General features: G+C 65.1%; 22 protein-coding genes and 1 tRNA gene. 9 read left to right on the top strand and 14 right to left on the bottom strand.

Features of this window, described 5'->3' with window-relative positions:
• Positions 1-29: 29 nt before the first annotated feature.
• The 7 genes from ASD80_RS15220 to ASD80_RS15190 form a co-directional block, all read right to left on the bottom strand.
• Complete coding sequence (locus tag ASD80_RS15220) at positions 30-1,589, bottom strand: dipeptide ABC transporter ATP-binding protein (protein WP_056234557.1); 1,560 nt, start codon at positions 1,587-1,589, stop codon at positions 30-32.
• Positions 1,576-2,415 carry an ABC transporter permease gene (locus ASD80_RS15215; protein ID WP_056234554.1) on the bottom strand — a complete coding sequence of 280 codons (840 nt, stop codon included), beginning with the start codon at positions 2,413-2,415 and terminating at the stop codon, positions 1,576-1,578. The genes ASD80_RS15220 and ASD80_RS15215 overlap by 14 nt, the downstream gene beginning before the upstream one ends.
• Positions 2,412-3,365, bottom strand: coding sequence for an ABC transporter permease (locus ASD80_RS15210; protein WP_056234552.1), 954 nt, complete (start codon positions 3,363-3,365; stop codon positions 2,412-2,414). The genes ASD80_RS15215 and ASD80_RS15210 overlap by 4 nt, the downstream gene beginning before the upstream one ends.
• A gap of 210 nt (positions 3,366-3,575) precedes the next feature.
• Positions 3,576-5,057, bottom strand: a complete 1,482-nt coding sequence (locus ASD80_RS15205; RefSeq protein WP_056234549.1) for an ABC transporter substrate-binding protein — start codon at positions 5,055-5,057, stop codon at positions 3,576-3,578.
• A gap of 147 nt (positions 5,058-5,204) precedes the next feature.
• Positions 5,205-6,860 (bottom strand): ABC transporter permease, encoded by a 1,656-nt coding sequence (locus ASD80_RS15200; protein ID WP_056234547.1) that lies wholly within the window; start codon positions 6,858-6,860, stop codon positions 5,205-5,207.
• A 10-nt stretch (positions 6,861-6,870) separates the two neighbouring features.
• Positions 6,871-7,908, bottom strand: a complete 1,038-nt coding sequence (locus tag ASD80_RS15195) for an extracellular solute-binding protein (RefSeq protein ID WP_056234544.1) — start codon at positions 7,906-7,908, stop codon at positions 6,871-6,873.
• Between the two features lie 78 nt (positions 7,909-7,986).
• The gene (locus ASD80_RS15190; RefSeq protein WP_056234540.1) at positions 7,987-10,545 is read right to left on the bottom strand and encodes a sensor histidine kinase; all 2,559 of its coding nucleotides are present in this window, start codon (positions 10,543-10,545) and stop codon (positions 7,987-7,989) included.
• Positions 10,546-10,825: 280 nt separating this feature from the next.
• On the opposite strand from ASD80_RS15190, the gene ASD80_RS15185 reads away from it, so the two are divergent.
• Positions 10,826-10,902: transfer RNA gene (locus tag ASD80_RS15185), tRNA-His, on the top strand.
• A gap of 22 nt (positions 10,903-10,924) precedes the next feature.
• Here ASD80_RS15185 and ASD80_RS15180 read toward each other — a convergent pair.
• The 3 genes from ASD80_RS15180 to ASD80_RS15170 all read right to left on the bottom strand — a co-directional run bounded on the left by ASD80_RS15180 (position 10,925) and on the right by ASD80_RS15170 (position 14,010).
• Positions 10,925-12,754, bottom strand: a complete 1,830-nt coding sequence (locus ASD80_RS15180; protein WP_082555336.1) for a vWA domain-containing protein — start codon at positions 12,752-12,754, stop codon at positions 10,925-10,927.
• A 65-nt stretch (positions 12,755-12,819) separates the two neighbouring features.
• On the bottom strand, positions 12,820-13,443 hold the full coding sequence (locus tag ASD80_RS15175) for a L,D-transpeptidase (protein WP_320410361.1): 624 nt from the start codon (positions 13,441-13,443) through the stop codon (positions 12,820-12,822).
• 141 nt (positions 13,444-13,584) lie between these two features.
• Positions 13,585-14,010: a response regulator gene (locus ASD80_RS15170; protein ID WP_056234532.1), complete on the bottom strand. Its 426-nt coding sequence runs from the start codon at positions 14,008-14,010 to the stop codon at positions 13,585-13,587.
• 147 nt (positions 14,011-14,157) lie between these two features.
• Here ASD80_RS15170 and ASD80_RS15165 point away from each other — a divergent pair, with 147 nt between their 5' ends.
• The 7 genes from ASD80_RS15165 to ASD80_RS15135 all read left to right on the top strand — a co-directional run bounded on the left by ASD80_RS15165 (position 14,158) and on the right by ASD80_RS15135 (position 21,020).
• The gene (locus ASD80_RS15165; protein WP_056235396.1) at positions 14,158-14,781 is read left to right on the top strand and encodes a DNA-3-methyladenine glycosylase I; all 624 of its coding nucleotides are present in this window, start codon (positions 14,158-14,160) and stop codon (positions 14,779-14,781) included.
• Positions 14,782-15,119: 338 nt separating this feature from the next.
• On the top strand, positions 15,120-15,380 hold the full coding sequence (locus ASD80_RS15160; RefSeq protein ID WP_056234528.1) for a hypothetical protein: 261 nt from the start codon (positions 15,120-15,122) through the stop codon (positions 15,378-15,380).
• Between the two features lie 109 nt (positions 15,381-15,489).
• Positions 15,490-16,986 (top strand): histidine--tRNA ligase, encoded by a 1,497-nt coding sequence (gene hisS, locus ASD80_RS15155; RefSeq protein ID WP_056234526.1) that lies wholly within the window; start codon positions 15,490-15,492, stop codon positions 16,984-16,986.
• A 178-nt stretch (positions 16,987-17,164) separates the two neighbouring features.
• A complete protein-coding gene (locus tag ASD80_RS15150) occupies positions 17,165-18,229 on the top strand; it encodes an ATP phosphoribosyltransferase regulatory subunit (protein ID WP_162247376.1) in 1,065 nt (354 codons plus the stop codon).
• 52 nt (positions 18,230-18,281) lie between these two features.
• Entirely contained in the window at positions 18,282-18,989 is a 708-nt protein-coding gene (hisG, locus tag ASD80_RS15145) for an ATP phosphoribosyltransferase (RefSeq protein WP_056234523.1), read from the top strand.
• Positions 18,990-19,052: 63 nt separating this feature from the next.
• On the top strand, positions 19,053-20,252 hold the full coding sequence (locus tag ASD80_RS15140; RefSeq protein ID WP_200950345.1) for a glycosyltransferase family 2 protein: 1,200 nt from the start codon (positions 19,053-19,055) through the stop codon (positions 20,250-20,252).
• A gap of 15 nt (positions 20,253-20,267) precedes the next feature.
• Positions 20,268-21,020 carry a TSUP family transporter gene (locus ASD80_RS15135; protein ID WP_056234521.1) on the top strand — a complete coding sequence of 251 codons (753 nt, stop codon included), beginning with the start codon at positions 20,268-20,270 and terminating at the stop codon, positions 21,018-21,020.
• Here ASD80_RS15135 and ASD80_RS15130 read toward each other — a convergent pair.
• The 4 genes from ASD80_RS15130 to ASD80_RS15115 all read right to left on the bottom strand — a co-directional run bounded on the left by ASD80_RS15130 (position 21,017) and on the right by ASD80_RS15115 (position 24,333).
• Entirely contained in the window at positions 21,017-21,889 is an 873-nt protein-coding gene (locus ASD80_RS15130) for an SEL1-like repeat protein (RefSeq protein ID WP_056234520.1), read from the bottom strand. The genes ASD80_RS15135 and ASD80_RS15130 overlap by 4 nt on opposite strands.
• An 87-nt stretch (positions 21,890-21,976) precedes the next feature.
• Positions 21,977-22,213, bottom strand: a complete 237-nt coding sequence (locus ASD80_RS15125; protein ID WP_056234517.1) for a BrnA antitoxin family protein — start codon at positions 22,211-22,213, stop codon at positions 21,977-21,979.
• Positions 22,214-22,349: 136 nt separating this feature from the next.
• The gene (groL, locus tag ASD80_RS15120; RefSeq protein ID WP_056234514.1) at positions 22,350-23,990 is read right to left on the bottom strand and encodes a chaperonin GroEL; all 1,641 of its coding nucleotides are present in this window, start codon (positions 23,988-23,990) and stop codon (positions 22,350-22,352) included.
• A gap of 52 nt (positions 23,991-24,042) precedes the next feature.
• Complete coding sequence (locus tag ASD80_RS15115) at positions 24,043-24,333, bottom strand: co-chaperone GroES (RefSeq protein WP_056234513.1); 291 nt, start codon at positions 24,331-24,333, stop codon at positions 24,043-24,045.
• Positions 24,334-24,513: 180 nt separating this feature from the next.
• Here ASD80_RS15115 and ASD80_RS15110 point away from each other — a divergent pair, with 180 nt between their 5' ends.
• Complete coding sequence (locus tag ASD80_RS15110; RefSeq protein WP_082555382.1) at positions 24,514-24,876, top strand: DUF427 domain-containing protein; 363 nt, start codon at positions 24,514-24,516, stop codon at positions 24,874-24,876.
• The last annotated feature ends 156 nt before the right edge of the window (positions 24,877-25,032 follow it).

Below are 25,032 nucleotides of genomic sequence, written 5' to 3'. Positions count from 1 at the left end.
CAGCGCCTCGAACCACGAGGGCGTGCCCCTCATCCCACATCCGGCAACCTTGCCGCCATCAGATCCCGCGTCAGCCTGTGCTGCGGCTCGGCGAAGATTTGCGCCGGCTTGCCCTCTTCGACGATCCTGCCGGCATCCATCACCAGCACCCGGTCGGCCATGGCCCGCACCATGTCGAGGTCGTGGCTGATGATGAGATAGGTCAGTCCGAAATCGGCCTGCAGCCGCGCCAGCAGCGCCAACACCTCGCCGCGCACCGACACGTCCAGCGCCGATACCGGCTCGTCCAGCACCAGCAGCTTGGGTCGCGTCACCAGCGCCCGCGCGATAGCCAGCCGCTGCCGCTGTCCGCCCGAGAATTCGTGGGGGTAGCGCGCCAGCATGGCGGTATCGAGCCCCACGGCCTCCACCGACTCGACCAGCCTGGCGCGCGCTGCCTCCGCGCTCAATTCCGGCTCCAGGCGCAGCGGTTCGGCCAGGGAGGCGGCAATGGTCAGCCGGGGATTGAAGCTGCCGAACGGGTCCTGGAACACCAGCGACACATCGCGCCGCAAGCCATTGGGCAGGTCCGAACCGTGATAGGCCGCGCCCGCCAGCCGGACTTCGCCCGCCGTCGCCCGGTCCAGCCCGACGACGATCTTGGCCAGGGTGGTCTTGCCGCAGCCCGAGGGGCCGACCAGCGCCAGGCATTCGGCGCTGGCAATGGAGAAGTGCACGTCGTCCACCGCCCGCAGGGGCTTGTCGGCCCAGAACAGCATGCCGCCCTGCCGATAGTCTCGCGTGATGCCGTCGACCTCCAGCAGCGTGCTGCCGATCGGCGGGCGCGACAATGGCCGCACATCGAAACGCGAAGCGGCAACCAGCTTTTGCGTATAGGGCTGTTTTGGCGCCGAAAAAACGCTCATCGCCGGCCCGGTTTCGACCAGCTTCCCCCGATGCATCACCGCAACCCGGTTGCACAAAGCGCCGACCGCCTTGAGGTCGTGGCTGATGAACAGCAAAGCCATCTGCCGCCGCGTGCAGATATCGGCGATCAGGTCGAGCACCTTGCGCTGGGTGATGAGGTCGAGCGCCGAGGTCGGTTCGTCCGCGATCAGTATGTCAGGCCGGCTGGCCAGCGCCATGGCGATCATCACGCGCTGCCGCTGTCCGCCCGATAGCTGGTGCGGAAAGCGGTCGCCATGCTTGAGCTCCAGCCCCACCTCCTTGAGCAGGTAAGGCACCTCGATCTGTGTCGCGCCATGCGCGGCATCGAGGCGGATGCTCTCCTCGATCTGGTCGTTGACCCGCATCAGCGGGTTGAGCGCCGTCATCGGCTCCTGGAACACCATGCCGACGCGCTTGCCGCGCAGCCGCGCCATGGCGCGCTCCGAACCGGGCAGGGGGGCGCCGTCGAGGCTGATGGTGCCGCCCATGGCCGCGCCTTCCGGCAGCAGGCCGGTAATGGCGAGCGCCGTCAGCGTCTTGCCCGAGCCGCTTTCTCCGATAATGCCGAAGCGCTCGCCGCGCTGCAGCGAGAAGCTCACGTCGCTGACCACCTTGGCATCGCCGAAGCGTATGGAGAGCCCGGAAACCTCAAGCAAGGACATTGGGATTTCCCTGCCGCAGGCGTGGATCGATGGCGTCGCGCAGCCCGTCGCCGGCAATATTGAGTGCGATGACGATCAGCACGATGGCTAGCCCCGGCACCAGCGTCAGCCACGGATGGATCAGGAACACGCCCTGCGCATCCTTCAGCATCAGCCCCAGGCTCGTTTCGGGCGGCTGCGTGCCCAGCCCGATATAGCTGAGCCCCGCTTCCGACAGGATGCCCAGCGACATCTGGATCGTGCCCTGCACGATGATGAGGCTCATCACATTGGGCAACAGGTGCCGCCAGGCGATCAGCGTATTGCCAAGCCCCGCCAGCCGTCCCGCCGCCACGAAGTCGAGCGTGGCGATGCTGAGGGCGCCGCCGCGCGCCACCCGCGCAAACACCGGAATGTTGAAGATGCCGATAGCCACGATGGCATTCACCGCGCCCGGCCCGACCAGCGTGGTGATGAGAATGGCGGCGATCACCGCCGGGAAGGCGAAGACGAAATCGGTGAGCCGCAGCACCACCCACTCGACCGCGCCGCCCCAGGCCGCGGCCGCCAGCCCCAGCGGCACCCCGACCCCGACGCCGATGGCCACGGCCACCGCCGCCACGAGAAAACTCGTCCAGGTGCCGGCCATGACCAGGCTCATCATGTCGCGCCCCAGATTATCGGTGCCCAGCCAGTGGGCAGCGCTGGGCGCGAGGAAGCGACGCGGAATATCGATCTGCGCGATGGGGTAGGGGGTCCATACCAGCGACAGCAGCCCGAGGGCGAGGAAGAGCAGCGTCGCGACAAGCCCGATCACCAGGCTGGGATGGCTGAGCAGGCGCTTCATGGCGCGCTCCTTTCCCGCAGGCGCGGATCGACCAGCGCATAGGCGATATCGGTCAGCAGCATCGTCGCCGTCACGGTGACGATGAGGATGATGGTCGCCCCCCGCACCAGGATCAGGTCGCGCTCGGAAATGGCGGTGAAGATCAGCCGCCCCAGCCCCGGCAGGTAGAACACGTTCTCGACGATGATCGTGCCCGCGACCAGGTAGGCGAATTGCAGCCCCAGAATGGTCAGCACCGGCAGCAGCGCGTTGCGCACGCCATGCCGCCACACCGCCTCGCCCATGGTGAGGCCCTTGGCCCGCGCGGTGCGGATATAGTCCTGCCCGGTCACGTCCACCAAAGCCGTCCGCATCACGCGCGCCAGGATGGACGCCTGCGGCAGAGCCAGCGCCAGACTGGGCAGGATCAGTCCGCGAAAGGCCGCGCCGCCATCCTCGTTCCACGGCGTGAAGCCGCCCGGGGGCAGCCAGCGCAAAGTCACCGCAAACAGCAGCGTCAGCAGCATGCCGAACCAGAAATTGGGAATGGCCACCCCGGTCTGCGCCGTGACCATGATGGCCGTATCGAGCAGCTTGCCCCGCCGCCGCGCCGCCAGTATCCCCAGCGGCAGCCCGACGACGATGGAAATGACCATGGCAAAGATGCTGAGCGGCAGCGTCACCGCCAGCCGGGCCCAGATCAGCTCGGCCACCGGCGCGCGCTGGGTGTAGCTCATGCCGAAATCGCCCTGCAGCATGCCCCAGATCCAGGCCAGGAACCGTTCATGCGCCGGTGCATCGAGCCCCATCTGCACCCGCAGCCGCGCCACCGATTCAGGCGTGGCATTGATGCCGAGGATAAACTGCGCCGGATCGCCCGGCAGCAGATCGAGCAGCCAGAAGATGACGAGCGCCGCCACCAGCAGCGTCGCAGCAAACCCCAGGAAACGGCGGAGGGTGAAGGCGATCATGCGGGCGTTCTCGACCAACTGCCCGTATGGACAGGCTCCTGCCTACCCTCCCCCTTGAGGGGAGGGTAGCGCCGCTCGGCCCGAGGGGCCGTAGCAGAGCTGGGGAGGGGGTGGCCTTGTGGACCACTGATGGACCGCCACCCTCGATCCCTCCCCTCAAGGGGGAGGGAGACGAAGGAACCACGGGCCCTCAGCCTGGAAAGCGAACCCTTACTCAGTCCAGGCGATATCCCGCAGCACCAGGCCTTCGATCGGCGAATTCTGCCACATGCCGGTGAGCTTGGCATTCCACACCCCGGTCTGCGCCAGCTCGAACAGGTATCCGTTGACCGCATCCTTGGCGAGAATGGTCTGCGCCTCGACGGCCAGCGCCTTGCGCTTGGTTTCGTCCACCGTGCCGTTGAGGGTTTCGATAAGCGCCTGGAATTCGGGATTGTCATAGCCGAAGTAGTAATCGGGGTTGGCATAATTGCCAATGTCGAACGGTTCCACATGGCTGATGATGGACAGGTCGAAGTCCTTGTTGGCATAGACGTCTTCCAGCCACTGCGCCCATTCCACGTTGATCAGTTCCAGCTTGATGCCGACCGCGGCAAACTGGCTGGCGATGATCTGGCCCGAGGTGCGGGCATAGGGCACCGGCGGCAGCTTCAGCGTGGCGCTGAACCCGTCGGGATAGCCGGCCTCCGCCAGCAGCGCCCTGGCCGCCTCCGGATCGTAGGGATAGGTGCCCGTCAGGTCGACATAATATGGATTATGCGGCGCGAAAGGCGCGCCGATCGGCGTGCCATAGCCATTGGTCGTGCCATCGATGATCGCCTGGCGATCCAGCGCATGGGCCATGGCCTGGCGCACCTTGAGATTGTCGAAGGGCGGCCGCTTGTTGTTGGTGGAGAGGATGGTCTCGCCTTCGGTCGTGCCGACCAGCACCTTGAACTGCGGATTGTTCTCGAACACCGCCAGCGCATCGGTGGAGAAATTGTTGGTGCCGTCGATATCGCCGGCCAGCAGGGCATTGGTCAGCGTCGCGGTGTCGCCGATGAACACGTAGCTGGCCTTGGTCAGGTGGACCGGTTCGCCCCAATAGGGGCCATAAGCCTCCAGCACCACGCGGCTGCCCTTGTCCCACTGCACGAAGGCGAATGGGCCGGTACCGATCGGGTCATTGGCATTGTTGTCGGCGCTTTCCGGCGCCACGATCACCGCATCGCCGCGGCCCAGATCGAACAGGAAGCGCCCGATCTGCCGGTCGAGCTTGAGTTCGATGGTCAGCGGATCGATGACCGTGATGCTGGTGATCGGCTCGTAGAATTCGCGATGCGCGTTGACGCTGTCGGCACCCAGGATGCGGTCGAAGGTGAACTTGACGTCTTCGGCGTCGAACGTGGTGCCGTCATGGAAGGTCACCCCGTCATGCAGCTTGAACGTATATGTCAGCCCGTCGTCCGAAATGGTCCAGCTATCGGCCAGGCCCGGTTGAACGGCGCCATTCTGGTCGATGCGGGTCAGTCCCTCGAACACGTTCTGATAGACCACGATGTCGATGGCCTCGGCGGCCCCGGCCGTGGGGTCGAGCGCGGGGGGCTCCAGCGCCACGCCGATCCGCACTTCGGTCGGCTGCGCCATGGCCATGCCGGCCAATGCCGTGCTCAGCGCCAGTGCCAGCCCGAAAGCCTTCAACGTCTTGTTCATAGGATAACTCCCAATTGTAGCGGCAGCACCGCCAGTCGGTCCGCGGCCGGTCATGCGGCATCGTCGAACCCCGCCGGCGCATGAGGCTCCGGCTCCCATGGCGCGAGATATATGGGATCGCCACTAACATGGCAGCATGCCGCTTTGTTATACTTTCCTACGATCGCCCAGCCGCGTAGCAAGAATGACCGGGATCAGCCCCGCCAGCACGATAAACAGGGCAGGCAGCGCTGCCTGGGCAAAAAGTCCGACATTGGCCCGCGCATAGACCACTGTCGCCAGTGTATCGATTCCGAGCGGCCGCAGCAGCAGCGTCGCCGGCAATTCCTTGACGATCTCGACAAAGACCAGTGTCGCCGCGCTCAGCAGCGCCGGCATCAGCGTCGGCAAATCCACCCGCAGCAGCAGCCCCACCCCGCGCGCCCCCAGCACTCGCCCGGCCTGCAGCATGGAGTCGCCGCGTTTCTTCATCGCCGCATCGATGGTCGAATGACTGACGGCGAGGAACCGGATGGCGTAGACATAGAGCAGGGCCGCCATCGATCCTGAAAGCACGAGGCCCGGCCGCCAGTCCCACAGCGCCATCGTCATGCGGTTGAACCACAGGTCGGCCTGTCCGAGCGGTTGCAGCAGCCCCAGCGCCAGCACCGTGCCGGGAATGGCATAGCCCAGCGTCGCCAGCCGGATCGCCCCGCGGGCGCCCGCCCCGGAGTGATGCGCCAGCTTGGCCGCCGCCAGGCCGACAAGCACGGTAGTCAGCGCGCCCAGCCCGGCCAGCGTCAGCGTCGGCACCAGCGCCGCGACGGTCATGGTGATGGTTTCCGGCAACACGACGCGGAACGCCGAATAGGTCAACTGCCCCACCGGAGTGCCGAAACCCAGACCCAGCAGCACGAGGCAGAAGCCGAATGCGGCCCAGCGCCGCGCGCCCTGCAATGGTTCGCGCGCCGGTGGCACGCGGCTGTCGCGATGCGCCAGATAGACCCGGTCGCGCCGCGCCCGCTGCTCGGCCGCGATCAGCAGGCCGATGACCAGCACGACCATTACCGCCAGTTGTGCCGCACCGCCGAAATCGGAGCGGTTGATCCAGGTCGAATAGATGATGGCGGTGATGGCGTTGATGCCGAAATACTGCACCGCCCCCAGATCGTTGACCACCTCCATCATCGCCAGCGTCACCCCCACCACCAGAGCTGGCCGCGACAGCGGCAGCGTCACGGCGAAAAAGGTCCGCATGCCGCCGGCCCCCAGCGTGCGCGCCGCGATATTGAGGCTGGCCGACTGCATCAGGAAAAACGCCCGGCAGGCGACATAGACGTAGGGATAGAGCACGCTGGACAGCACGATCACCGCGCCCCAGTCGCTGCGGATATCGGGAAACCAGTAATCCTTGATCGACGTCGCCCCGTTGACCGCCCGCAAGGCGGTTTGCAGCGGGCCGGTGAAATCGAGGAATTCCACATAGGTATAGGCCGCCAGATAGGTCGGCACGGCCAGCGGCATCACCAGCGCCCAGTCGAACACCCGGCGCAGCGGGAAGTCGTAATGTGTCACCAGCCAGGCGGCCACCAGCCCCGCCGCGCCGGTGACCATGCCGACCAGAACCATGAGTTGGATGGTGTCGCGCAACGCCGTCGGCAACATCGTCGCCGCCAGCCCGTTGCTGCCCGAGCCCAGCGCCGCCGCAGCCGACCACAGCAACCAGCCGATCGGCAGGCCCATCACGGCCACCAGCAGCAAGGGCACCACCGGCAGGCCGAATGTCCTTCCGTTGGCGCGCTGCGATTGCGTCAGGTCCGTCATGATCGGACTGTCAGTTCTGCGGGCCTTCGTCGAACCGGCCTTCGTCGACCAGCGCCGCCGCTTCCTTGCGATGCGCAGCGATCTCGACCATCGGCGTGGTGTCGGCCGTCAGGGCGCCCCAGCTCGCCACCAGCTCCGATGGCTCGACGCCGTCGACGACCGGGAATTCGTAATTGCCGCTGGCATAGAGATGCTGGGCCTCGTCCGACAGCAGGAAAGCCACCAGCTTGTCGGCATTGGCCTTGTTGGGCGCATATTTGGCAACTACGGCGCCGGACAGATTGACCTGCGTGCCATCCCCGTCGGCGTCCGGATAGATGATCCGCGCCGAGGCGGCCCATTCCTTCTGCTCGGGCTCGGCGTCGTTGGTCAGCATCAAGCCCATGTAATAGGTATTGCCGATGGCCAGGTCGCAGGAGCCGTCGAAAATCTGCTTCACCTGGTCGCGGTCGGCGCCGGTCGGTGCATGATTGAGATTGTCCCGCACGCCGGCCAGCCAGCCGCGCGTCCGCTCGACGCCCCAATGGGCGATGCGGGTGGCGATCAGCCCGATATTGTAGGCATGCAGGCCCGACCGGGTGCAGAGACGCCCCTGCCATTCAGGGCCGGCGATGTCCTCATAGGTCAGTGCCGTTTCCGTCACCCGCTCGACCGAGGCGTAGAATACCCGGGCCCGCAGCGACAGCGCCACCCATTGCCCATCCGGGTCGTGATACTGGTCGGGCACGCGCGCCAGCGTCTCGCCAGCAATCGCCTGGGTGATGCCGAGCTCCTTGGCGTTGGCCAGGTTGCCGATATCGACCGTGACGATCACGTCGGCCGGCGACAGCTCGCCCTCGGCGGCCACGCGCTCGATCAGCCCGTCGGCGGCGAACAGGACATTGGTGCGTATGCCGGTTTCTTCGGTGAAGCGGTCGAGCAGCGGCTGGATCAGTCCGGGCTCGCGATAGGTGTAGACGTTGACCGCGTCACCCTGCGCCAGCGCCGGGCCGCTGCCCGCCAGCGCCAGCATCACCGCCGCACCAAGGATGCCTCGCCGACCTGCCATGACCGTTTTCTCCTGCTCGTCCGCGCGTTGTGGCGCTGGTCGCAGGCCCTGTCAATAAAATCGACGCTCGCTGTCAGCTTATTCGCTGCTCTCGGATGGCAGCGCCGGGCGCTCCACCAGGTCGGCCGGAATAATCAGCGTGAACAGCATGCCCTGCTCCCCGGCCGGATCGACCGACAGCGAGAAGGCGTTGACCGCCAGCAGCGATCGCGTCAGCGCCAGCCCGACGCTCGACCGCACCGGGGTCATGAGCTGTCCGTTCTTGCCGACACCATCGCGGAACACCACGAAGCGTTCGGCCATGTCCACCGCATGGGTGGAACTGTCGCGTACATGCACGGCAATGCCGCCATCGTCCTCGCGCTGCGCCGAGATCACCACGGCACCCCCTGTCGGGGTCTGGTCGATAGCGCTGGCCAACAGGTTCAGCACCGCCTGTGCCAGTGAAGCCCGGTCGGCGGTGATGCGCGGCAGGCTTTCGGAAATGGCGTTGCGCACGATGACGCGGGCGCCACTCGCTTGATGGCGGATGCGGACCACGCAGCTTTCGAGCAGGCCGGTCAGTTCTATGCTGGCGCGCTGCGGCAGGTAGCGTCCGTCGCGCAGCCGCGCATAGTCGTCCAGCTCATCCACCAGCGCGGCAATCTCGTGGCCGGCGGTGGTGATGTCCTGCGCATAGCTTTCGTAGCGCTCGTTCTGCAACGCGCCGAAAGCCTCCGAGCGGATCAGGTCCGAAAAGCCGATAATTGTATTGAGCGGCCGGCGCACGCCGCGGCTGATGCGGGCCAGCAGGGCCGGGTCGACATCCGAATAGCCGCTGAGGCGCAGCGGCGCCGGCTCGCGGGCTCGGATGAAGCCGAAATAGCCGGTCACTACCCCGGCCTGGCCCTGGGCGAAGAGAATGATCTCTGCCGAGCCGGATTGCGAGCGCAGGGTCAGGCAGGGGCGGGCGGTTTCGGCAAACCGCGCCGGCCGCTCCAGGAATTCGCGCAAAGCCTCGACTTCGCCGCTGGCCACCAGCGACGACAGCGCCTTGCCTTCCAGCGCGCCGTCGGCCCGCAGTAATCCGGCGCTGCGCGGAGTGATGGCGCTGACGACGCCGGCGCGCGTGGCTTCGAAAAAGCCGTCGCCGCGCACATCGGCGAAGGTCTGGGCAAAGGCGCTGACGGCCGCTTCATGGCCGGTGCGGACCTCGGTCGTGCTCGCCGACAGCATCAGCGCCGGGCGGCCCTGCCAGGAAATCGACTGCAGGCGCGCCGTGACCGGCACCAGCGTTCCATCGCGCTGCGTCAGGTGGTTGACCGGGCCGGCATCCTGCCCCTCGGCGCCCGCCACGGGGAACACCGCCGCCAGGCCCGCCGCGCGCAGGCTCTCCACCGAGTCATAACCCACCATCTCGGTGATGGCGCGGTTGGCGAACAGCACCTGCTGGTCGCGGAACACCAATATGCCCAGCGGCAGCCGGTTGAGAACCAGCGTCTCCCCGCCCAGGTTGATCAGCGCGCCGCTGCGCGGCTGTTCCGCCACCGGCTTGGGTGGCTGCGAATTGTCGCCGACCCGATCGTTGAGAATGCGCGACAACTCGTCGAAATTGTAGCGCGACACGCGCTCTACCGCCTCTGCATCGGCCTCGACCACCGGCTGGGGCGCCAACTCGGCCATTTCGCGGGCCAGTCGCTCGATGCCATCGGACTCGGCAACAGCTTCGGCCGCCGGCGTCTCCGGCGCGGCATCGAGCGCCGCCAGATCGGCAAGGTCCGCCTCGGCCTCGTCCTGCTCCGCTTCGGCACCCGCCAATTCGGTCTCCGCCGCCACGAAGCCACGCCCGGTGACCGTGAACAGGGCTTCCGTTGCCCCCGCGTCAGGCGCGTCCGGTTCCGGCGCCGCCACTACCGGGGGCGGGGCGTCGTCGGCCTCGGTCAGCGGCGTGAACAGTGCCTCGTCGGCGGCAAGCCGGTCGACCAGCCGGCTCAGCCGGCTCGCTGGCGGTTCCGCGTTGTCGGGCTCCGCCGCCGGTGTCGCCTCGGCCATCGGCTCGTCGTCGGCCACCGACTTAGGGGCCAGGCCGTTGTCATGCTCGGCGTCGTGCCAGTTTTCCAGCTCGCGCGCATAGGCATTTTCGTCGGCGCTGATCAGCGCGCCCACGCTGTTCGGCGGCGGCTCGGGCATGTCCACATTCGGCTCGGCCAGGGCGTCCTGTGCCGCGGCAAGATCGTCCGCCGGGGCAGGGGGCTCGGCGTCGGCTTCGGCTGGCGCCGCTGCGGCAGCCAGGATCTCGGGCGCGATCGGGTCTACGCCGACGATCAGCAGCACGGTCTGCCCGTCCTGCCAGGTCAGCGGCGTCGTCGCGCAGGTGCTGGAAGCGGGCTTGTCGCCGGCGATGAACTGGATGCGGGCCAGGCTGGTGCGTCCGATCGAGCCAAGGCGGATATTGCGGGCGGCCTGGCCCTTGATCGGCACGGCGGCCGGCGCCAGCTTCAGCCCATGCTTCTTGAGCTTGGCCAGGAACAGCGGCGCGGCAGCGTTATGCCACAGCAGCACCTGGCCATCCTGCGACCACAGCCAGGCCGGACGCGGATCCTCGGCATGCTGCTGCACGCGGCGGGCGCTCGGCGATGTGATCCAGTCAGCATCCATCTGAAATCAAGTCTCTCCGTTCCGGATGCGGGCCGGGGTTTCCGTCCCATTCCGGTACAAATTGCGCCCGGACGCTCAAGGTTTCTTCAATATAGGGTGCGTTCCCCAGGGTCCAGTGCGGCGCTGCGGCGGGCTTGGCACTTCGGGCCGGATGGTTAAACCGGAGCCGCGAAGTGGCCTGTCATCCATGGGCAAAATCGGTGCTTGTCATCACGGGATTCTCGACCTATGTTCCGCCCGCTTTCGGGACGGGCCTTTTGTCCTCCCTCGCAGAGCCTTTGCCGCCTTAGCTCAGTTGGTTAGAGCGCTAGATTGTGGATCTAGAGGTCCCCCGTTCAATCCGGGGAGGCGGTACCATTCCCAACAATATCAGCTCCCCCTAAAGGGCCAGCCGCAATTGCGCCAACTGGTTGGCGATCTGCGTGAACACGTCAACCAGGTCGCTCGGATCCTCGGGGAAGAAATAGTAGCCGTCACCCGACGAGCAGGATTCAAGCATGTCGCGCGTGGCCTGGCTGGGGGGATTGAGGCCGATCGTATAGACGCGAATACCCTCGGCCTTGGCATTGTTGCAGGTGGCGACGGTCTTTTCGTCCATCGTTGCGGACATGTCCGCCTTGCTGTTATGGGCGTTGTATTCGTTCTCGTTGCCGATGATGCCGTCGGTGTCCGGCAGGCGCCCGTCCTTGCGGAAGCCCCATGAGTAATAGACACCGGTGCCGTTCCAGGTGTCGCTGTAGCGCTGATAGTCCGGCTCGTTGAAGCCGTCGGTCATCAGGATCATGACCTTCGACACGGCCCCCGATGAATAGGGCGCGGCCTGCGTCAGGGGCTCGGTGTTGGAAAGGGCATGAAACCCCCACATTGCCCCTTGCTGGATGTTGGTCCCGCCATCGGCATTCATGGCATTGATGCGGGCCAGCACGTTATCGACATTGTCGGTCAGCGGCAGGACCGAGATGGAGGGGCAATAGGCGTTGGGGCCCGAATTCTTGCTGTCGGCGACAGTCGTGCCGTTATATTTGCACAGGCGTTCCTGCAATTCCCGTTCACTCAACAGGCTGTAGGTGGTTGTGGTCGTCAGCGTGGTGCCGTTCTGGTCGGTGCTGGGGCCGCTCAGGACGACGGCATTCGCCGGGACGCAGGACGCTGCGGGGTTCGTCGTGGTCGATCCGACCTTCTTGGTATAGGTGTTCGTGGTGCTCCCCGAACAGGTCCAGCCACTCCACCAGGAATAGCTGCAATTCTTGCGCACGACCTTTTCGGTGCAGGTTTTGACCTGGCACGTGCCGCCCGTGTCGCTCATGTAGCTGTTGTAGTTTCCGCTCGCGGTGTCCGGCGAGAACATCGGGGTGAACAAGGCGGCGGTGGTGCTGGGTGCCGTATCATCCGTATCGTAGGGCGCCCGCCTGGCCTCGACGCATCCCCGCCACGACGTTCCCGTCTGCGCGAACAGCGTCTTGCGATTGACCGGGCCGGCAAATGGCGTGGACGCATTGTCGTCGCTGTCGAAATTCAACTGCGAGATACTGTTCTGCCCGGTCCAGTCGAGCCAGGTGGCATTGGAGAATTGCGTGCCGATATTCACCATCATGGTGAAGGGCACGATGCCGATCTTCACATTGTCCTGGGCTTCGGCGTCGTCTGCTTCGTCGCAATCGTCGTCGACCTCGCCATAGAACATGATCCGCGTCGCGCAGCGCGCCGCCTCCTTGAGGTAGGTCATGCGGTTGTAGTTGGCCATGGAGCCCGAATTGTCGAGAACCATGGCCACTTCGAGCTCGAGCATCTTGCGCGTCGCCTTGGCCTGCACGGCCGCGCCCAGGGTAGGCACCCCCACCAGCGACACGAACATGGTCGGCATGGTGAACTCGGCATGGAGATAGAGGGAGCCATCGGGGATGCTGGTCTCGATCCCATCGACACGGGCATTGATACGGGCATCGCCGATGCGATCGAGCACGATGGCCTCGGCCTGCGCGCGCACCGTCTCCTCATCATAGCTAGCCTTGAAGATTTGCGGTTGAAGCGCCAGCGCCGCAGCATCGAGGGCAACCTGCGCCCGGCTCCTGGCCTGCTGCAGCGCCACGTAATCCACGCCGGCGCCGCCCAGTGCGATCAGCACGATGGCCATCAGCCCGAACAACACTGCGAACACGCCACTTTCATCGCGTCCGAAACGGCCGACCAATGCAAGGAATCGATACATGACGCTGGGCACTCACGAGTTCTCCGCCCCTTGCGAGGCAGCCCGACTCTCGTGGAAAATCCTTATTAAAGGACCACCACCTTCGTATAAAGTTGGACGCGTTCGTAGAGATCGATCACATCTGCGTTGGTCATGCGGATGCAGCCCGACGACACATTCTGCCCGATGCTCCATGGCTCGGTCGTGCCGTGAATGCGGTAGAGCGTCGAGCCGATATAGAGCGCCCGCGCGCCCAGCGGGTTGTTCGGCCCGCCTTCCATGTGGCGCGGCAGCTCCGGCCTGCGCTTCAGCATTTCGGCCGGCGGCGTCCAGCCCGGCCATTCGGCCTTGCGGGTGATCTGATGCGTGCCGCTCCATTCGAACCCGTCCTTGGCGACGCCGATGCCGTAGCGCAGCGCCCGCCCGTCGCCGAGCACGAAATAGAGGAAATGCGCGCCCGTATCGACGACAAGCGTGCCGCTGCGCTCGCTGGTCGGATACTGTACCACCTGCCGCAGATAGATCGGGTTGACCTGCATATTGGCCTGCAGTGCCAAGGCGTGGCGCGGCGTGCCTTGGGTGATGGTGATGCCCGGCGGCGGCGCGAAGCGCCAGCCCGGCTGCAGCCCGGCCGCCTGGACCGGCAGCAGCGTCGACAACGAAACCAGCAATGCCAGCAAGCCCTTGCCGGCCGTCTTCATCCCGATCATGGCAGCATCCCACATTCCACCGGCGAGATGCCGGCTTTGGGCTGTGACACTGGCGCGAAATGGCCAATATGCCGTGAAGCGGCATGGTTAAGCCATTGATCTAACTATTGGTTAGCGGAAGGCTAAGAGGGCTGCCGCGTGCTAGAGGAACACCGAATCGCCGCTGGCGGCCCGCGAGCCCCCGCCCAGCACCCGCCCCAGGGCCGTTCCCAACTGTTCGGTCGAAAACGGCTTCACCAGCACTTCATTGACGCCCAGTTGCCGGGCGCGGGCGATATTCTCCCGGCTGGCATAGGCCGTCATCAGAATCACCGGCGTCTGCGCCGCGGCGCCGAACCTTGGGTCGCGCAGCATGGTCATCACGCCGGCGCCGCTGACATCGGGCATGTACCAGTCCATCAGCACAAGATCGAACGGCTCGCTCATCAAGGCGAGGATCGCCGCCGCGCCGCCATCGGCCTCGACCACCGCGCCGACGCCCAGCTTCTTGAGGCCCGCTGCCGAAATGGCGCGCGCATAGGCATTGTCGTCCGTCACCAGAGCTCGCAGGCGTCCCGGAATGATCACGGCAGGCGTCCCTTGAAATTTCGCCGCTTCAAGCCGCGGCGGCTGGTCGTCTCAAAGTCTTTCGTCAAATATGTATTGCCGCGATTCCAATCGGATGAGCGGCGGAATAAGCATTTCTACGCCCTCGATAGTGAAAGTGTGTTGTTCATGTCAATTGAGTCGGTTGCCGATGGCCTGCCGCGCTGCCCCTGGGCCGGCGACGACGCCCTCTACCGCCACTATCACGACCGCGAATGGGGCCGCCCGGTCACCTCGGACACACGGCTGTTCGAGAAGATTTGTCTCGAAGGCTTCCAGTCCGGCCTGTCCTGGATCACCATCCTGCGCAAGCGGGAGCGTTTCCGCGAGGTCTTCCACGGCTTCGACATCGCCAGGGTCGCGGCCATGACCGAGGCCGATATCGAAACCCTGCTGCTCGATCCCGGCATTATCCGCCATCGCGGCAAGATCGCCGCCACCATCAACAACGCCCGCCGCACTCTCGAAATCCAGCGCGAATTCGGCTCGCTCGCCGCCTATGTCTGGCGCTTCGAGACCCGCCCCGAACATCGCCCCGATGACCTGAGCTGGGAAAACCTGCGCCGCCTCGCCCAGACGGAGGCGTCCGTCCGCCTCAGCAAGGATTTGCGCAAGCGCGGCTTCAATTTCGTCGGCCCCACCACCTGCTACGCCTTCATGCAGGCCATGGGGCTGGTCAACGACCATATCGAAGGCTGTTTCTGCCGCGCCGACGTCGAAGCCGAACGCGATGCCCTGGTGCGCCCCCGATAAGCTGTTGCTTCCGCGCAACAATCCAGCCGATGTGCGACAAGCCGCCACATCATCGCTTGCGGATCACGGAATCGAGAGCTAGAAGCGCATCGTCCATCAACGCCAACCCGAGGGAGGCAACTACATGACAGCAGTATTTGAACTCCGCCAGGGTCCCACTACGCGACATTGCCACTGGGCCTGAGGGCCAGCCGCATAGCCGCCTCGGCGCTCCTGCCGTGGACACTTTCCTAACTGCCAGAGTTGAAGTGCCGGGTCGCGCCGCGTCCTGATTGCGCTTCATCCATACCCAACCCCACAGAGGCCGGTCCCGCGTCCCGACGCGCCCGGAAACCGTCATGTCCTACAATACCCTGCCCGAGGGCAGCATCGTTTTGCGCCTTGAATTCTCCATTGAAGACGCCGTGCATCAGCGCGGCCTGCTCGCCGTCCTCGCCACGGCGGTCAGTGCCTGGTGGAACCGCCCGCGGCTGCCCGACAACCTGCCGGCCCATCTGCGGGCCGATCTCGGCCTGCCGCCCGACTCGATCGGTGCCCATTGGCTGGACGTGTCGCCCAATCCCCGCTTTCCAGACCCGTTGCGGAGACCTGGAATGTAAGGGCAGGGGAGGCCGGGAAAATCCCGGTCTCCCCACCGGGCCGCCGCCCTGCCTGTTGTCTCAACCACCCCGATCCGCTAACAACGGCGCAACTTCCGAGGCTGCCTAGATGACCGAAAAGACCAGACTGATTGCCCCGCGTCTGCCGCGCGGCTTCGAGGATCGCACGCCCGGCGAAATCGCCGCGGTGGGCGCCATGATCGACAAGATCAGGAAAGTCTACGAGCGCTATGGCTTCGACCCGGTCGAAACCCCGCTGTTGGAATATACCGAGACCCTCGGCAAATTCCTGCCCGATACCGACCGGCCCAATGCCGGCGTGTTTTCGCTGCAGGACGACGACGAGCAGTGGATGAGCCTGCGCTACGATCTCACCGCGCCGCTCGCCCGCTATTTCGCCGAGAATTTCGAAAGCCTGCCCAAGCCCTACCGTTCCTATCGGCAGGGCTACGTGTTCCGCAACGAAAAGCCCGGCCCCGGCCGCTTCCGCCAGTTCATGCAGTTCGACGCCGACACCGTCGGGGCAGGGGGCCCGGAAGCCGACGCCGAAATGTGCATGATGATGGCCGACGTCATGGACGCGCTAGGGCTGGCTGGGAAATATGTCGTGCGGGTGAACAACCGCAAGGTGCTGGACGGCGTGCTCGCCACGGCGGGCGTCACCACTGACGAGCAGAAGCTCACCGTTCTCCGCGCCATCGACAAGCTCGACAAGTTCGGCACCGAAGGTGTCAAGCTCCTGCTCGGCGCCGGCCGCAAGGACGAAAGCGGCGATTTCACCAAGGGCGCTGGTCTCACCGAAGCACAGATCGAGCCGATCCTTGCCTATGTAGATAGCGGTATTCCGGCAGATGGTGTCGAAAGGGGCAGCAATGCCCATGTCGTCGCCACCATCAATACGCTGGCCGGCCTCATCGGCGGTTCCGAAACCGGCCTTGCCGGTGTGCAGGAACTGGCCGCCATTTTCGGCCTCGTCAGCGCTGCCGGCTTTGGTGGCCGCGTCATTCTCGACCCCTCCGTCGTCCGCGGCCTCGAATATTATACCGGCCCGGTCTTCGAGATCGAACTGACCTTCAAGGTGCAGAACGAAAAAGGCCAGGACGTGGTCTTCGGTTCGGTCGGCGGCGGCGGCCGCTATGATGGCCTCGTCTCCCGCTTCCGCCGCGAACCCGTGCCCGCCACCGGCTTTTCCATCGGCGTCTCGCGCCTTGCCAATGCGCTCAAACTCACAGGCAATCTCGGCGCCACCGAACCGGCGGGCCCGGTCGTCGTCCTCGTCATGGACAAGGAACAGATGGCCGGCTACCAGGCCATGGTCGCCGAACTGCGCAATGCCGGCATCCGCGCCGAAATGTTCCTGGGCAACACCAAGAATTTCGGCAAGCAGGTCGCCTATGCCGACAAGCGCAATTCGCCCATCGTCGTGATCGAAGGCAGCCAGGAGCGCGAACAGGGCATCCTCCAGATCAAGGATTTGATCGCCGGCAAGCAGGCCGCCGCCGCCATATCGGACAATGCCGAATGGAAAGCCGCCCGGCCGGGCCAGTTCGAGATCAAGCGCAGCGAGTTGGTTTCGGCAGTTCAGAAATTGCTGAGCGAGCAATGATGCTCAGTCCTCGCAACACACGCGATGTCATCCCGGCGCAGGCCGGGATCCATCTCGAGATAGCCCCACGGCCGCAAGGTGGTGCAGTCAAGTCTTGCGATCTGGCGGCGTTGGGACGCATCTCAGGATGGATCCCGGCCTGCGCCGGGATGACACCGTGTTTGTGGGGGTCATGGAAGTGACCAACCCCGCCCTCCGCCGCGCCAATCTCGAATCCCTGGTCGAAGCCCAGGGCGCATGCCGCGCCACCCCGCCGCTATTGCTCTCGGCCGATCCCTATTTCGATCTCGCCGGCGAGGAATTCGGCCGCCGCCTGCTGCTGACCACCGACACCACCGGCGCCGAATATTGCCTGCGCCCCGATTTCACCCTGCCCATCGTCAAATCCTACATCGATGACGGCGTCGGCGAGCCGGCCGCCTTTTCCTATATGGGCCCCATCTTCCGCCAGCGCGAAAACGGCCCGGCCGAATTCGACCAGGCCGGCATCGAACTGCTGGCCCAGCCCGATGGCGACGTGGCGCTCGATCAGGTACTGACCTTCGCCCGCGCTGCCCTCTCCATCTTCGGCGTCGCCCCCGATATCCGCCTCGGCGGTGTCGGCCTGTTCGAGGCTTTGCTGGTCCAGGCCGACATGCCCGACGCCTGGCGCCCGCGCATCCGCAACCGCTTCGGCCATCCCGAGGCGATGAACCGCCTGCTGACCCGCCTCGAAGCCGCCCCTGACGCCCCGCGCGGCAAACAGCCCAGCCGCAAGGCCCTGGTCGCCGATATCACCGAACAGATGGTGGCCGCCGGCCTCAGCCTCTCGGAAAGCCGCTCGCCCGACGAGATCGCCGACCGTTACCTCGAGCAACAGGCCCTCGACGCCGCGCAAGTGCCGCCGGCCACGCTGAAACTCCTGCGCGACTATCTCGCCATTTCCGGCCCGGTACTGCAGGCGCTGACCCAGGTCGAAGCCTTGGCGGCGCAGCACAAGCTGATGCTCGGCGCGCCCATTCGCACGATCAGGCGCCATCTCGATGGCCTGGGTGAAGCCCGCGTCGCCTTCGACGCCGGCTTCTCGCCGCGCCTCGATTACTATACCGGCATCGTCTTCGAAATGACCGGCCCCCGCGGCGATATCCTCGCCTCGGGCGGCCAGTATGATCGCCTGCTCGAACGCCTCGGTGCCACCGCGCCCATCGCCGCCTCCGGCTGTTCGGTCTGGGTGGACCGGCTCGAAGCGGAGGTTTCGGCATGAGCCCGAAAAGTGGTTCCCGGTTTTCGGACAAGCTCATGCGGGGAAAAGTCCCATGACCGGCATTACCCTCGCTGTGCCCTCCAAGGGGCGCCTCGAAGAACTCACCCGCGAATGGTTCGCCGCCAACGGCCTCGTAATCACCCGCCCCGGCGGCGCGCGCTCCTATCTGGGCGCCATCGAGGGCCTGCCCGATGTCACGGTGCGCTTCTTCCCGGCCTCCGAGATCGCCCGCGAGCTCATTCGCGGCACCATCGATTTCGGCGTCACCGGGCGCGACCTGATCCACGAGACCAGCGAGAGCGGCCCGGCGTCAGTGTCCATCGCCAAGCCCCTCGGCTTCGGCAATGCCGATGTCGTCGTGGCCGTGCCCGATGCCTGGATCGACGTCACCCACATGCACGACCTGGCCGATGTCGCCTCCGATTTCCGCAGCCGCCACGGCCGCTGGCTGCGCATCGCCACCAAATACATCACCATCACCCGCCAGCATTTCGCCAGGGCCGGCATTGCCGAATACCGCACCGTCGAAAGCCTGGGCGCTACCGAGGCTGCGCCAGCCTCGGGCGTGGCCGATATCGTGGTCGATATCACCAGCACCGGCTCGACCCTTGCGGCCAATGGCCTGCGCGTGCTCGAAGATGGTGTGATGCTGCAGAGCGAGGCGTGCCTCGTCGTCTCGCGTACGGCCGGCTGGTCAGCCAGGCGCAAGGCTCGGCTCGATGCGGTGCTGCAACGCCTCGGCACCAGCGCCGGCTTCTGACCCAGCCCATTGCCCGCCACCGCGATTCACGACACAAATGCTTGAGGCTCGGGGGGGCCAGACTTGGCCGACGAATTCGAACTCACCATCCTGATGCCCTGCCTCAATGAAGCAGAGACGCTGGGTGCCTGCATTGGCAAGGCGCACAGCTTCCTGGACCGCACCGGTATTGCCGGGGAGATCGTCATTGCCGACAACGGCTCCACCGACGGTTCGCGCGAGCTTGCCGAAAGTCTCGGCGCCCGCGTGGTCATTGTCCCCGAACGCGGCTATGGCGCCGCGCTCGCCGGCGGCATCCAGGCAGCGCGTGGCCGCTTCGTCATTATGGGCGATGCCGACGACAGCTATGATTTCGCCAATCTCGATGCCTTTGTCGCCCAGCTCCGCGCCGGCGCCGAGCTGGTCATGGGCAACCGCTTCCGGGGCGGCATCGCCCCTGGAGCCATGCCCTGGCATCACCGCTATATCGGCAATCCCCTGCTGAGCGCAGTCGGCCGCCTGTTCTTCCACACGCCGATCGGCGATTTCCATTGCGGGTTGCGCGGCTTTTCGCGCGCCGCGATCCTGGCGCTCAACCTGCGCACGTCAGGCATGGAATTCGCCTCCGAAATGGTGGTCAAGGCCACATTGGCGCAACTCGACCTGCGCGAGGTGCCGACCACACTGGCCAAGGACGGCCGCTCGCGAAAACCCCATCTGCGGTCCATCCGCGATGGCTGGCGCCATCTGCGGTTCCTGCTGCTGTTTTCCCCGCGCTGGCTGTTCCTCTATCCGGGCATTGCCCTGCTGGCCATGGGCCTGCTGGTGGGCGCCATCCTGTTGCCGGGACCGGCGCGTTTCGGCCGCGTCTCGTTCGATGTCCACACTTTCCTTGTCGCCGCGCTCTGCATCATCGTCGGGCTGCAGTCGATTTCCTTCGCCGTCATCGGTCGCCGCTTTGCCTCGCGCTATGGCTTCATCCCGCGATCCAGCAGCTATGATCGCCTGCTCGAAGCCCTGACGCTCGAGCGTATCCTGCTGGTCGCCACCGCCCTGATGCTGATCGGTATCGTCGCGCTGCTCTGGGGCGTGGCGGAATGGGCCGAGCGCGATTTCGGGCATCTCAATCCCAGTAGCACCATGCGCCCGGTCATCCTGGCCATGACCGCGCTGGTTTCGGGCTTCCAGCTCATGATGAGCGGCTTCATGTCCTCGATGATCAACATCCCGATCTACGAGCGGCGGCTTGCCGAAACCGCGCGGCCCGACGACACCACACCCTGAACCCCACTGGACCCTATGCTCCTCGATCCCCTCGTTCTCCTGGCGCTTGCCGCTGTCGGCATGCTGGCCGGCTTTGTTGATGCCATTGCTGGCGGCGGCGGCATGATCGCCCTGCCGGCTCTGCTCTCGGCCGGCCTGCCGCCGGTCGCCGCGCTCGCCACCAACAAGCTGCAATCGGTGTTCGGCACCGGCATGGCGGCGCTGACCTATTGGCGGCGCGGCTTCGTCTCGCTCAAGGCGCTGGTTCCCGCCATCGCGCTGACCTATGCCGGCAGCCTCTGCGGCGCCCTGGTGGTCAAGCAGATCGATATCAGCCTGCTCGATATCGCCGTGCCCGTGGCGCTGATCGGCATTGCGCTCTATTTCCTGTTCGCGCCCAACCTTTCGGATGCCGACAAGGCCGCCCGGCTGCCCTTCGGGCTGTTCGTGCCGTTCATGGGCATGGCCATCGGCTTTTATGACGGCATTTTCGGACCGGGCACCGGCTCGTTCCTCACCATCGGATTCGTCATGCTGTTCGGCCTGGGTCTCACGCGCGCCTCGGGCAATACCAAGATCCTCAATCTGGTGTCGAACCTGGCGGCGCTGACCATCTTCATCCCGGCCGGCGACGTGGTCTGGCCTGCCGCCATCGCCATGGCCATCGGGCAGATCGTCGGCGGCTATATCGGCGCCCGTACCGGCATCCGCTACGGCGCCCGCATCATTCGGCCACTGGTAGTCGTGGTGTCGATCGCGCTGGCCCTGCGGCTGCTGTTCTTCCGCTAAAGCGCCGAACCGAAAGCCGCCTCGATGGCCCGCTGGGTCGCCGGCCCGAAGCTGCCGTCGATCGTGCCGGTGTAGAAACCATCGCGCTTCAGCATGTCCTGGATGGCGCGACGGTAGTTCGGCGAGGTATCGGCATTGCGGATATCCTTGAACTCGTCCCAAGCCACCTGCAGCCCGTTGGTCAGCGCCAGATAGGCCAGCTCGGCAGCTCGCTGCGTATCCTTGCCCACGCCGTCGCCATAGAGATAGCGCAGCGACAGTGACCAATGTCCGTTTGCGTCGCCGGCATCGGACGCCTTCTGATACCAGGCGGTTGCTTCCTCGGCATCCTTGGCCACGCCATTGCCGGCCATGTACATGTCGCCCAGCGCATACATGGCATAGCCATAGCCATTGTCCGCGGCGAGGCGGAACCAGTGCAGCGCCTCGGCATAGTTCTGCCGCACGCCGTCGCCGGCATTGTACATGCTGCCGACATTGCTCTGGCCTGCCGGCAACCCGGCCTCGGCGGCCTTGAGATACCAGTCGAACGCCTTGCCATAGTCCTGCGCCACGAACTCACCGCGATCATACATCAGCGCCACGCGGTTCATCGCATAGCCATCGCCGGCCCCCGCCGCGAGCGAATACATTTCGAAGGCATATTGATAGTCGGGCGTCTGTCCTTCGGCGACGAAATAGGCCGCGTCACCCTCGTCGAGGATTTCCTCCAGATCGTCCGGATCATAAGGATCGAGCGTATTGTCCTGCGACTGGGTGACCTGGGGCGTCGTGCCCTTGGTCTTGGTCTTTTGCGCAAAGGCATCGCCCGTCGCCGCCAGATTGAGCGCCAACAACAGCACCGCCGCCAGAACGACACGCTTGGACATGATATCCCCTCGCTCCACTTCCTCCGGGAAAATGAAACTTCGACACGGTGCTGTCAAACCCCACAACAGGGGGGAGGACCGACGAAATCAGGCCGGATCGAGCCCGGCCGCAGCCCGCAAAGCGGCATTGATCCGGTCCTGCCAGCCCGGACCGTCATCCTGGAAATGTTCCAGTACGGCGCGATCGAGCCGCAAGGTCACCATCTCCTTACCCTCGGGCGGGGCAATAGGCTTGGGCGGCGCGGCCTCCACGGGCTTGCTGGTCGCAGTCTTGAAAGCCGCCTCCGCCTGATCAAAGGCGCTGCCGCGTCGGGGTGTCCGCATCGAATCCTCGCTAATTGTTCCGGTATTCTACTGCGACGCGCCGCCACGCATAAGAAAAAGGCGCAGTGTTTCCACTGCGCCTTCCACGAAGTTCGTGACTGGGAAGAAACGAACCTCGAAGCTCTGCTGGGCTGGACTAGAAGTCCATGCCACCCATGCCGCCCATGCCGCCGCCGCCCGGCATTGCCGGCGCTGCTTCCTTGGGGGCTTCGACGATGAGGGCTTCGGTGGTGATCAGCAGCGAAGCGACCGAGGCCGCATCCTGGAGGGCCGTGCGAACCACCTTCACCGGGTCGATGACGCCGAGCGAGACGAGATCGCCATATTCACCGGTCGCGGCATTGTAGCCGAAGGTGATCGACGAGTTCTCGAGGATGCGGGCAACCACGACGGAGCCTTCGGCGCCGGCATTGTTGGCGATCTGACGCACCGGTTCCTGCAGGGCGCGGCGCACGATGGCGATACCGGCGGCCTGGTCGGCATTGGCGCCCTTGACCGTGATGGCGTTCGAAGCGCGCAGCAGCGCGACGCCGCCACCAGCCACGATGCCTTCTTCAACGGCGGCGCGGGTGGCGTTCAGCGCGTCGTCGACGCGGTCCTTGCGCTCCTTGACTTCGACTTCCGTCGAGCCGCCGACCTTGATCACGGCAACACCACCGGCGAGCTTGGCCAGGCGTTCCTGCAGCTTCTCGCGGTCATAGTCCGAAGAGGTCTCTTCGATCTGCGCCTTGATCTGGCCAACGCGGCCCTGGATGTCGTCCTGGGTGCCGGCGCCATCGACGATCGTGGTGGTTTCCTTGGTGATCTCGACGCGCTTGGCCGTGCCGAGCATGTCCATGGTCACGTTCTCGAGCTTGATGCCGAGGTCTTCGGAAATCACCGAACCACCGGTCAGGATGGCGATGTCTTCGAGCATGGCCTTGCGGCGATCGCCGAACCCCGGAGCCTTGACGGCAGCGACCTTGAGGCCGGCGCGCAGGCGGTTGACGACCAGGGTCGGCAGGGCCTCGCCATCGACGTCTTCAGCGATGATCAGCAGCGGGCGCTGCGACTGCACCACGGCTTCCAGCAGCGGCAGCAGCGACTGCAGGTTGGAGAGCTTCTTCTCGTGCAGCAGGATCACCGGGTCCTCGAGGACGGCGGTCATCTTCTCTGCATTGGTGACGAAGTAGGGGCTGAGGTAGCCGCGGTCGAACTGCATGCCTTCGACGACATCGAGCTCGGTCTCGGCGGTCTTGGCTTCCTCGACGGTGATGACACCCTCATTGCCGACCTTCTGCATCGCCTCGGCGATCATATCGCCGATAGAGGCTTCGCCATTGGCCGAAATGGTGCCGACCTGGGCAACCTCGGACGACGACTTGATCTTGGACGAAGCGGCCTGCAGCGAGCCGACGACTTCTTCCACGGCGAGGTCGATGCCGCGCTTCAGATCCATCGGGTTGAAGCCGGCGGCGACGGCCTTGACGCCTTCGACGACGATAGCCTGGCCGAGCACGGTGGCGGTAGTGGTGCCGTCACCGGCAATGTCGTTGGTCTTGGAGGCGACCGAACGCAGCAGCTGCGCGCCCAGGTTCTCGAACTTGTCTTCCAGCTCGATTTCCTTGGCGACGGTCACGCCGTCCTTGGTGATGCGCGGGGCGCCAAACGACTTTTCGATGACCACGTTGCGGCCCTTGGGGCCGAGGGTCACCTTCACCGCATTGGCGAGGATATTGACGCCGCGTAGCATCTTGTCGCGGGCTTCGGTGGAGAACTTTACTTCTTTAGCGGCCATGTGGGGCGCTCCTTAAAGTGTGAATTGGGACCGACGGACAGGAGGAAGTCCCTTAGACTTCGACGATGCCCATGATGTCGGATTCCTTCATGATCAGCAGGTCTTCGCCGTTGAGCTTGACCTCGGTGCCGCTCCACTTGCCGAACAGCACGCGGTCGCCGGCCTTGACGTCCAGCGCGTTGATCTTGCCGGCGTCATCGCGGGCGCCGGGGCCCACGGAGACGATCACGCCCTCGGAGGGCTTTTCCTTGGCGGTATCGGGGATGATGATCCCGCCTTTGGTCTTTTCTTCGCTGTCGAGGCGACGGACGACCACGCGGTCGTGCAGAGGACGGAAGCCCATGTTTTGCTCCTATGGCAGCATGTTCAAAATGCAATTTCTGACGCTGTTAGCACTCGCCATTGTAGAGTGCTAACAGGGTGACGGGGATATATGGCTGCCCCCCTTGTGAGTCAAGGTCGGGTGAACCGGCTTTCGTCTCGCGCGTTGATCGAGATCGTTCACTCCTCATGGCAGGACATCATGACGCGTCAATGTCTGGACAAGGATATCAAGATCAGGCCCGCCAAGGGCCGGGTGCATGTAATGTTCGACGATGCCGAGATCGGCAGTTCGCTCAATGCGCTCGAACTCGACGAACCGGGCGCGCCCCTGCGCATCTACTTGCCGCGCGAGGATATCCGCGAGGACGTGCTGGAGCGCTCCGAAACCCGCACCACCTGTCCCTACAAGGGCGAGGCCCACTACTACACGCTCAAGACCCTCACCGCCGATGGCCCCGACCAGGTCTGGTACTATCCCGATCCATGCCCCCTGGTCGAACCCATCCGCGACTACCTCGCCTTCTGGGGCGACAAGATCGAATATCGCTATTCGGAGGTTTAGGGGCAGGGCAGCACGGCCTGGACTTGCGCGCTGCGCGATCCCACACTCGATGTCATCCGGCCTTGAGCCGGCAACTGTAGTTTAGGGGTGGAAGGGGGTTCTTGATTTCATCATGGCGTTGAGAGTGACGATGATCTTTCTGGCCAATGCGATGAG

Origin of the sequence: Devosia sp. Root635, from assembly GCF_001427605.1 — a bacterium.
Taxonomy (GTDB): Bacteria; Pseudomonadota; Alphaproteobacteria; order Rhizobiales; family Devosiaceae; genus Devosia.
The sequence above is the reverse complement of the archived record's forward strand: the minus strand, read 5'-3'. Positions and strand labels throughout refer to the sequence as shown.